The sequence below is a fragment of the Streptomyces sp. LS1784 genome (genome assembly GCF_020103755.1).
Lineage (GTDB): Bacteria > Actinomycetota > Actinomycetes > Streptomycetales > Streptomycetaceae > Kitasatospora.
This window is the reverse complement of record NZ_JAHSQD010000341.1, coordinates 1-9064: the sequence shown is the minus strand read 5'-3', so window position 1 is coordinate 9064 and position 9064 is coordinate 1. Positions and strand designations below refer to the sequence as shown.

Below are 9064 nucleotides of genomic sequence, written 5' to 3'. Positions count from 1 at the left end.
CCGACGCCACCGGCCGCGCACCCGACGGCGCACGCCGCCCCGCTCACGCTGCCCGACGGCGCCGAGCGACCCGACGCACGGCCGGTGCCACCGGCACCGGGAAGCACGACGAGCACCGGATGCACCGGATACGCCGGACGCACCGTCAGCAGCACCGGCACCACCAGCAGCACCGAGGGGCGGTCGCCCCGCGACGCGAGTCGCCCGGCGACCGCCCCTCTGCCGTCCCCGGACACCCGGCAACGGCCCGACCCCGCAGGTGCCGGGGGCACGTGCGGGCCGGTCCGGGGACGGCCGCCGCAGCACCTGTCCGAGTCGCCGAGCCGCATTACCACCTGGGGGCTTTCGCTGTCTCGCGGAAGTGCTTTTCCGATGATCTGTTCTACCGCGCTGCTGTGATTCCCCAGCGCCGACCTGGCCCAAGGTGACATGCTGCTCCAAGTCAGGGGGGTTGGTCCCAATGTCCGAAGTGTTCCGAGGACTGCCGTTCCAACGAGCACCAGAGGTCCGGCCGGAGGTCGAAGTGTCCGCCAACGTCAATCCCACCGTGCGCCGCCGGCGCCTCGGTTCGGAGCTGCGCAAGCTCCGCGAGGGCCTGGGCATGACGGCCGAGGAGGTCGCCGGCCGGCTGATGGTCTCCCAGTCGAAGATCAGCCGGCTGGAGAACGGCCGCCGCAGCATCAGCCAGCGCGACGTACGCGACCTCTGCGACGTGTACAACGTGCCCGACGACAAGTTGCGCGCCAGTCTGATGGAGATGGCCAAGGAGTCGCGCCAGCGAGGCTGGTGGCACGACTTCAACGACATGCCGACCCCGTACAGCGTCTACATCGGGCTGGAGGCCGAGGCCTCCTCGATCCGCGCGTACGAATCCTCCTTCGTCCCCGGCCTGCTGCAGACCGAGCACTACGCCCAGGCCGTGGTCGAGGGCACCCAGCCGGACACCGACGCGGTCGCCGTGCAGCGCCGGGTCCAGGTCCGGATGAAGCGCCAGGAACGCGTCCACGGCGAGAACCAGCTGGGCAGCCTGTGGACCGTCATAGACGAGGCGGTGCTGCGCCGCGAGGTCGGCAGCAAGGCGGTGATGGCCCAGCAGCTGCAGCAGATGATGGAGCTCAGCCAGCGTCCGAACATCACCATCCAGGTGATCCCGTTCTCGCACGGCGCCCATCCCGGCATGACCGGGACATTCTCGCTGCTGGAGTTCCCCGAGTCAGCCGATTCCACGGTTGTCTACTTCGAAGGTGTGACGAGCGATCTGTACCTGGAGAAGGAGGCGGACGTGCGCCGCTATACCGGTCTGTACGACTACCTGAGAGCGGCCGCACTCGGTGTCGCGGAGAGCCGGTCGCTGATAGCCGACATCGAGAAGGAATTCCACGAATGATCACCCCGTCCGAGTACGGAACCCGTTGGCGCAAGAGCAGTCACAGCGGGGGCCAAGGCGCCTGCGTGGAGATCGCCGTCCCAGGCGCGGGGGAGGTGGCCGTCCGGGACTCCAAGGACCCCCGGGGCCCGCAACTGCGCTTCTCGACCGAGGCCTGGAACGCCTTCGCCTCAGCGGCGGCGGGCGGCGCCTTCGGCGAGCTCCCCGGCTGACCCACCCCACGCGGTTCCGCACTCGGACCAGTTGCCCGTAGCGGTGTCCGTCGCCCTCGGCGGCGGTCGGCGCTACGGGCAACTTCCGTGTCAGGACCCGGTCTCAGCTCACCACCGGGTAGCGGGCGGTCCAGTTGGCGCCCTCCGGAGTCTGCCGGTCGTGCAGTTCGGCGCCGTGCACCAGCTCCAGCACGAAGTCGTCGGCGAGTTCGAGGATCGCCCCGCGCCCTTCGAGCCCGGCCAGCAGGCCCGGCGGCAGCGCGGTGTCCCCGTGCAGGGCCCCGAGCAGGTTGCCGCAGATCGCGCCGGTGGAGTCGCTGTCACCGGAGTGGTTGACCGCGAGCAGCAGGCCCGAGCGCACGTCGTGCGCGACCAGGGCGCTGTAGACCGCGATCGCCAGCGCCTCCTCGGCCACCCAGCCCTCCCCCAGCGCCTCGACCCGGTCTGCGGACGGCTCGCCGGCCCGCACCGCGTCCAGGGCCGCCCGCAGCGCGGCGGTGGTCTCCTCGTGCGCCTGTCGTTCGGAGAGCAGGGCGAGCGCGAGGTGGACACCCTCCTCCAGGGTGCCGCCGCGGGCGACGGACTGGACGATCACCGCGAGCGCGCCCGCCGCGAGGTAGCCGGTGGGGTGGCCGTGGGTGAGCACCGAGCACTCCACCGCGAGCTGGAACACCAGGCCCGGCTCCCAGGTGGTGAGCAGCCCGAAGGGCGCTGCCCGCACCACGGTGCCGCAGCCCTTGGAGTGCGGGTTCTTGGGGGCCTCCAGGGTGCCGAGCCGCTCGGCGTCGGCCCCGCTGAGGCCGGACAGGCAGCCCTGGCCGGGCGCGCGCTGGGCGTACAGCCACTCCTCGCGGCCGAGCCAGCCGAGGTCGGGGCGACGCTCGTCCGGGCCCCAGTCGCGCTGGGTGGCGGCCCAGCGCAGGTAGGCCAGGTGCAGGTCGGTGGGCGGGTGCCAGCTGCCGCTGTCGCGCCGGATGTGCGCGCGGATCAGCCCGTCGACGGTGAAGAGGCTGAGCTGGGTGTCGTCGGTGACGGCGCCGGTGCGCCCGTAGGCGGGGACGTAGCCGGTGACGCCCTGCGGGCCGTGCTGGGCCCGGATCTTCTCCAGCGACTCGAACTCGACGCCGGCACCGAGCGCGTCGCCGATGGCACCGCCGAGCAGACAGCCCCGCACCCGGCTGCGGTAGTCCTGCTGCTGGGCGCGTGACCACAGTGGCATCACGACGGGGCGCCTTTCCTCGGGTGTGGGGGTCCGCGCGACGCTCGGCCGGGCGCGCGCCCTCGCACTGTATTCGAAGAGCCGATCGAATCGACGCCGTCCCTCGGACTTCGGTGCCCCGTCCCGGCCGCCGTACGGGCGGCGGCCGGGAAGCCGCCCGGGATCAGTCCAGCACCGGCAGCAGCTCCGGCAGGTGCCCGTCCGAGGCCAGCGCCGCGGCCTGCCGCTCGGCCGGCACCTCGCCGTACGTGGTGGTGCGCTGGCGGTGCGGGCGCCCCGCCGCCCCGGCGATCGCCTGGAGGTCGCGCACCGACTTGTGACTCCCGTACGCCGAGCCCGCCATCCGCGAGATGGTCTCTTCCATCAGCGTGCCGCCGAGGTCGTTGGCCCCCGAGCGGAGCATCTCGGCCGCGCCCTCGGCGCCCAGCTTGACCCAGCTGGTCTGGATGTTGGGGATGTGCGGGTGCAGCAGCAGCCGGGCCATCGCGACCACCGCGCGGTTGTCCCGGGCGCTCGGGCCGGGCCTGGCGATGCCGGCCAGGTAGACCGGGGCGTTGGTGTGGATGAACGGCAGGGTCACGAACTCGGTGAAACCGCCCGTCCGCTGCTGGATCTCCGCGAGCAGCCGCAGGTGGCCCAGCCAGTGCTTCGGGGTGTCCACGTGCCCGTACATCATCGTGGACGAGGAGCGGATGCCCAGCTCGTGCGCGGTGGTGACCACCTCGACCCAGGTGGCGGCCGGCAGCTTGCCCTTGGTGAGCACCCAGCGGACCTCGTCGTCCAGGATCTCGGCGGCCGTGCCCGGGATGGTGTCCAGGCCGGACTCCTTGGCCCGCTGCAGCCAGTCCCGGATCGACAGCCCGGTACGGGTCGCGCCGTTGACCACCTCCATCGGCGAGAAGGCGTGCACGTGGATGCCGGGCACCCGCTCCTTCACCGCGCGGGCGATGTCGAAGTAGGCGGTGCCGGGCAGGTCCGGGTGGATGCCGCCCTGCATGCAGACCTCGGTGGCGCCCACCTCCCAGGCCTGCGCGGCCCGGTCGGCGACCTGCTCCAGGGAGAGGGTGTAGGCGTCCGCGTCGGTGCGGCGCTGGGCGAAGGCGCAGAAGCGGCAGCCGGTGTAGCAGACGTTGGTGAAGTTGATGTTCCGGGTGACGCAGTAGGTGACGTCGTCCCCGACGGCGTCCCGGCGCACCGAGTCGGCGATCCGGCACAGCGCGTCCAGGGCCGGACCGTCCGCGTGGAACAGGGCCAGCGCCTGGTCGTCGGTCAGCCCCGTCGGGTCGTCCGCGGCCACCGCCAGGGCCTCCCGGAGGTCCCCGGCCAGCCGCTCGGGGGCGCCCTTCGCGAGCACCTGCTCGCGCAGCACCTCCCAGTCGCCGTACACGTCCTCGAAGTCGGCCCGGCGGTCGCCGGTGCGGCCCTCGGTGTCGATGGTGGCGTGCAGGTCGGTGCGCCCGTACGACTCCGGCAGGTCCTCGGGCTCCTGCCAGGGCAGGCCGCGGACGACCGCGTCCGGGTCGGCCAGGCCGGTGGCCGGGTCGGCCAGGGCGCGCACGTGCGGCAGCACCCGCGGGTCCAGCCAGGGCTCGCCGCGGCGCACGTACTCGGGGTAGACCGCGAGGCGCTCGCGCAGTGCGAAGCCGGCCGCCGCCGAGCGCTCGGCCAGCCGCTCGATCTGCGGCCAGGGGCGCTCGGGGTTGACGTGGTCCGGGGTGAGCGGGGAGACCCCGCCCCAGTCGTCGATGCCGGCCGCGATCAGCCGCTCGTACTCGCCGTCCACCAGGTTCGGCGGGGCCTGGAGGCAGGCGGCCGGGCCCATCAGGTGCCGGGCCACCGCCACCGTGGCCACCAGCTCGTCCAGTTCGGCGTCCGGCATGCCGCGCATCGCGGTGTCCGGCTTGGCCCGGAAGTTCTGCAGGATCAGCTCCTGGACGCCGTGGTAGGCGCGGGAGACCCTGCGCAGCGCGAACAGCGACTCGGCGCGCTCCTGGTACGTCTCGCCGATGCCGATCAGCAGGCCGCTGGTGAACGGGACGGAGCTGCGCCCGGCGTCCTCCAGCACCCGCAACCGGACGGCGGGCTCCTTGTCGGGGGAGCCGAAGTGCGGGCCGCCGGGCTCGCTCCACAGCCGGGTGGCGGTGGTCTCCAGCATCATGCCCATGGAGGCGGAGACCGGCTTGAGCCGCTGGAAGTCCGTCCAGCCCAGCACCCCGGGGTTGAGGTGCGGCAGCAGGCCGGTCTCCTCCAGGATGCGGATCGACATGGCGCGCACATAGGCGATGGTGTCGTCGTAGCCGTGCGCGTCCAGCCACTCGCGGGCCTCGGGCCAACGGTCCTCGGGCTTGTCGCCGAGCGTGATCAGGGCTTCCTTGCAGCCGAGTTCGGCGCCCCGGCGGGCCACCTCCAGCACCTCGTCCGGGGACATGTACATCCCGTGGCCCTCGCGGCGGAGCCTGCCGGGGACGGTGGCGAAGGTGCAGTAGTGGCACTTGTCGCGGCAGAGCCGGGTGAGCGGGATGAAGACGCTCTTGGAGTAGGTGATGACGCCGGGGCGGCCGGCCGCTTCGAGGCCGGCGTCCCGGACCCTGGCGGCACTGGAACAGAGGTCGAGCAGGTCCTCGCCTCTGGCCTGGAGCAGTACAGCGGCCTCGGTCACGTCGAGGGCGACGCCGTCCCGGGCGCGGCGCAGGGCGCGGCGCATCGCGTTCGCGGTCGGCGGGGTGCTGGCGTCCGTGGCGGTTCCGTCCATGGCGCGACCCTACGCCAGCGATGGGACCCAGGGTGGATCCAACCCTGAGGCCGTCTCAGGGTCGGCGTACCCAAGAAGGCCACCCCGATCTGGCCCCACAGGGCGATGACGGCGGCGGCGCGGCGGCCTCTAATGGAGGAGCAAGAGCAAACACACGTGGACGCGGAGGAGTTGAGGACGCCATGACCAATGAGAAGGCGGCGGGGGACGATCTGGACGGCGGCGTGCCGTACCGCTCCCGGCGACGCGTCCTGATGCGCGCCGGGGTGCCGGCGGCGGTGGCCGCGGTGATCGCCGCCGGGGTGGGGCTGGTCCCGGCGCTGGCCGCCGACGGCGCGCCCGACCTGCCGACGCTGACGGCGGAGCAGCTGGTCGCCAAGGTGCTCGGCTCCGAGACGCAGGCGCTGTCCGGGACGGTCTCGATCAGCACCGACCTCGGTGTGCCCGGCCAGCTGCTGGGCGCGGCCGGCGGGGCGGTCGGCGGGCACGGCGGCGACAGCCAGGGCTCCGCCGCGGACCCGAAGTCCAAGCTGCTCGGCCTGCTCGGTGGGGACCAGACGCTGCGGATCGCGGTGGACGGCCCGGACCGCCAGCGGGTGGACGTGCTGGAGAAGATGGCCGGCTACAGCCTGGTCCGCAACGGTGACCAGGCCTGGGCCTGGGACAGCTCGTCCAACACCGCGGTGCACATGACCGGGCGGGCCGCCGGCGAGCAGCACCCCAAGGCGCCGCTGTCCGAGCTGCCGACCACCCCGCAGGAGGCCGCCAAGCAGTTCCTGGCCGAGAGCGCCGGCACCACCTCGGTAACCGTCGCGGGGACGGCCAAGGTGGCGGGGCAGAACGCCTACCAGCTGAGCGTGAGGCCCACCCAGTCCGGTTCGACCCTCGCCGAGGTCCGGATCGCGGTGGCCGCCGACAACGGGGTGCCGCTGTCGGTGGCGGTGAAGTCCGTCGACGGCAGCACCGTGCTGAACGTCCGCTTCACCCAGGTGTCCTTCGCCAAGCCGGCCGACAAGACCTTCGACTTCACCGCCCCCGCGGGCGCCAAGGTGACGGAGCAGAAGGCGGACGGCGCGGCCAAGGGCGCGCCGGGCGAGGCCCGGGAGCACCGGGGCACCGGGGCACCCGAGGGCGTCGACGTGATCGGCGAGGGCTGGACGACGGTCGTCTCCACCCGGCTGCCGAACGCGGTGGACGCGGCGCCGAAGGGCGACGCCAAGGGCGGCAAGCACGGCGGCCACGGGGACAAGGCGGCGCAGTCGCTGAACCCGCAGGCCATGGTGAAGTCGCTCGGCAAGCCGGTCGACGGCGGCACCCTGGTGAGCACCAAGGTGCTCAACGTCCTGCTGACCGACGACGGCCGGGTCCTGGCCGGCGCGGTGACCCTGCCGGTCCTCCAGCACGCCGCCGGGGTGAACTGACGGATGACCAAGGCTCCCGTAACGGGGGACGTTACGGAGCCGGCCGGGGGTACGGGCGCGGAACAGCGCCCGTACCCCGCGCCCGTTCCACCCGCCTCCCCCGCCTCCCCCGCCTCTCGCGACGCCGCCTCCCGTGACGCCGCCCCTCGTGAGGCCGCCGGCCCGCCCGGTTCCGGCACCGACGACGTCATCCGGACCCGCGGCCTGACCAAGCGCTTCCGCAGCGGCCAACTCGCCGTGGACGGCCTGGACCTGGCCGTGCCGCGCGGCTCCGTCTTCGGGTTCCTGGGCCCCAACGGCTCCGGCAAGACCACCACCATCCGCATGCTGATGGGCCTGATCGCCCCCACCTCGGGCGTGGCCACCGTCCTCGGCGAGTCGATGCCGCAGTCCGTCGCCACCGTGCTGCCCCGGGTGGGTGCGCTGATCGAGGGCCCGGCCCTGTACGGCTTCCTCTCCGGACGGGACAACCTGGTGCGCTTCGACGCCGCCGACCCGACCGCCGACCCCCGCACCCGCCGGCAGCGGGTCGACACGGCGCTGGAGCGGGTCGGCCTGAGCGCCGCGGCGGGCAAGAAGGCCCGCGCGTACTCGCTGGGCATGAAGCAGCGCCTGGGCCTGGCCTCCGCCCTGCTCCAGCCGCGCGAGCTGCTGGTGCTGGACGAGCCGACCAACGGGCTGGACCCGCAGGGCATGCGGGAGATCCGGGCGCTGGTCCGGGAGGTCGCGGCGGAGGGCACCACGGTGTTCCTCTCCTCGCACCTGCTGGACGAGATCGAGCAGGTCTGCACCCACGCCGCGGTGATGTCCCGGGGCCGGCTGGTGGTGCAGGGCACCGTCGCCGAGCTGGCCGCCCGGGCGCAGGGCCGGCTGGTGGTCCGCACCCCGGACGTGGCGCAGGCCACGGAGGTGCTGGCGGCCCACCGGGTCACCGCCCTGGTGCCCGGCGAGGACCGGGTGGACGGCGAACCGGGCGTCCTGGACGAGGAGGCGCTGCCCAGGCTGTGCGCGGCGCTGGTCGAGGCCGGGGTTCGGGTGCACGGCTTCGGGCTGGAGCGGGGCACGTTGGAGGACGCCTTCGTGGCGCTGACCGGGGAGGGCTTCGATGTCGCGGGCTGAGGCGCTGTCGCAGGCGCAGAGGCCGTCGCCGGCCGGGACGCCGCCGACCGGCACCGGCCGGCGGCCGCAGACGGCGGCCGGGTTCCTGGCGCTGTTCCGCAGCGAGCTGCACCTGACCTTCCGCCGGATGCGCACCAAGGTGCTGCTGGGCATCCTGGCGGCGCTGCCGATCCTGATCGGGGTGGTGATCAAGCTCAACACGGACAGCCCGCACGAGGGCGGAGGCGGTCCGAGCTTCATCGCACAGACGACGCAGAACGGGCTCTTCCTGGTCTTCACCGCCCTCGCGGTGGCCCTGCCGGTCTTCCTGCCGATGACGGTGGGCGTGGTCGCCGGGGACTCGGTGGCGGGCGAGGCGGCCGCCGGGACGCTGCGCTACCTGCTGGTCGCCCCGGCCGGGCGGACCAGGCTGCTGGCCGCCAAGTTCACCGCCGGACTGGTGTTCTGCCTGGCCGCCACGGCGGCGGTCGCGGTGACGGCACTGGCCGCGGGCGCCGCGCTCTTCCCGCTCGGCCGGGTCACGCTCATCTCCGGGGACACCATCGGCCTCGGCGACGCGCTGCTGCGCGCCCTGCTGGTGGCCCTGGTGGTCGCGGCCTCGCTGGCCGGGCTGGTGGCGATCGGGCTGTTCGTCTCCACGCTCACCGGCAGCGGCATCGCGGCGATGGCCGCCACCGTCGGGCTGGTGATCACCGTCCAGATCATGGACGCCTTCCCGCAGCTGCACGCCATCAGCCCGTTCCTGTTCTCCCACTACTGGCCGAGCTTCGCGGACCTGCTGCGGGCACCGATGTACTGGGACGGCGTGCTGAAGGACCTCGGCCTCCAGGCCGCCTACGTCGCCGTGTTCGGCTCGGCGGCCTGGTCCCGCTTCACCAGCCGGGACATCAGCGCGTGACGGCCTCGCGGGCGGCCGCCTGCGCGGGTGCGGGCTGCGGCACGGCCGCGGCCCGC

Annotated in this window: 7 protein-coding genes; 5 read left to right on the top strand and 2 right to left on the bottom strand. The window is 73.5% G+C overall.

The features are described 5' to 3' along the window. Positions 1-523: 523 nt before the first annotated feature. Both KS423_RS29990 and KS423_RS29985 read left to right on the top strand, forming a co-directional pair. Positions 524-1387 carry a helix-turn-helix transcriptional regulator gene (locus tag KS423_RS29990; RefSeq protein WP_224282912.1) on the top strand — a complete coding sequence of 288 codons (864 nt, stop codon included), beginning with the start codon at positions 524-526 and terminating at the stop codon, positions 1385-1387. Continuing rightward, positions 1384-1599, top strand: coding sequence for a DUF397 domain-containing protein (locus KS423_RS29985; RefSeq protein ID WP_224282911.1), 216 nt, complete (start codon positions 1384-1386; stop codon positions 1597-1599). The genes KS423_RS29990 and KS423_RS29985 overlap by 4 nt, the downstream gene beginning before the upstream one ends. 103 nt (positions 1600-1702) lie before the next feature. On the opposite strand, the gene KS423_RS29980 is transcribed toward KS423_RS29985, so the two are convergent. Together KS423_RS29980 and KS423_RS29975 are read right to left on the bottom strand one after the other, a co-directional pair. Next, positions 1703-2818: an ADP-ribosylglycohydrolase family protein gene (locus KS423_RS29980; RefSeq protein ID WP_224282910.1), complete on the bottom strand. Its 1116-nt coding sequence runs from the start codon at positions 2816-2818 to the stop codon at positions 1703-1705. Between the two features lie 163 nt (positions 2819-2981). Further along, positions 2982-5570, bottom strand: coding sequence for a bifunctional FO biosynthesis protein CofGH (locus KS423_RS29975; protein ID WP_224282909.1), 2589 nt, complete (start codon positions 5568-5570; stop codon positions 2982-2984). Positions 5571-5752: 182 nt separating this feature from the next. Between KS423_RS29975 and KS423_RS29970 the strand changes: the two genes are divergently transcribed. Genes KS423_RS29970 through KS423_RS29960 form a run of 3 tightly spaced genes read left to right on the top strand, consistent with a single transcriptional unit; the run spans position 5753 to position 9008 of the window. Then, positions 5753-6991 (top strand): DUF2092 domain-containing protein, encoded by a 1239-nt coding sequence (locus KS423_RS29970; protein WP_224282908.1) that lies wholly within the window; start codon positions 5753-5755, stop codon positions 6989-6991. 3 nt (positions 6992-6994) lie between these two features. Further along, positions 6995-8110 (top strand): ABC transporter ATP-binding protein, encoded by a 1116-nt coding sequence (locus tag KS423_RS29965; RefSeq protein ID WP_224282907.1) that lies wholly within the window; start codon positions 6995-6997, stop codon positions 8108-8110. Next, positions 8097-9008, top strand: coding sequence for an ABC transporter permease (locus tag KS423_RS29960; RefSeq protein WP_224282906.1), 912 nt, complete (start codon positions 8097-8099; stop codon positions 9006-9008). The genes KS423_RS29965 and KS423_RS29960 overlap by 14 nt, the downstream gene beginning before the upstream one ends. Positions 9009-9064: the final 56 nt, after the last annotated feature.

What these genes read in the sequence shown, in the direction of transcription:
- KS423_RS29970 (WP_224282908.1), top strand. Translation starts at nt 5,753, where the DNA reads ATGACCAATGAGAAGGCGGCGGGGGACGATCTGGACGGCGGCGTGCCG.
- KS423_RS29980 (WP_224282910.1), bottom strand. Translation starts at nt 2,818, where the DNA reads ATGCCACTGTGGTCACGCGCCCAGCAGCAGGACTACCGCAGCCGGGTG.
- KS423_RS29960 (WP_224282906.1), top strand. Translation starts at nt 8,097, where the DNA reads ATGTCGCGGGCTGAGGCGCTGTCGCAGGCGCAGAGGCCGTCGCCGGCC.
- KS423_RS29985 (WP_224282911.1), top strand. Translation starts at nt 1,384, where the DNA reads ATGATCACCCCGTCCGAGTACGGAACCCGTTGGCGCAAGAGCAGTCAC.
- KS423_RS29965 (WP_224282907.1), top strand. Translation starts at nt 6,995, where the DNA reads ATGACCAAGGCTCCCGTAACGGGGGACGTTACGGAGCCGGCCGGGGGT.
- KS423_RS29975 (WP_224282909.1), bottom strand. Translation starts at nt 5,570, where the DNA reads ATGGACGGAACCGCCACGGACGCCAGCACCCCGCCGACCGCGAACGCG.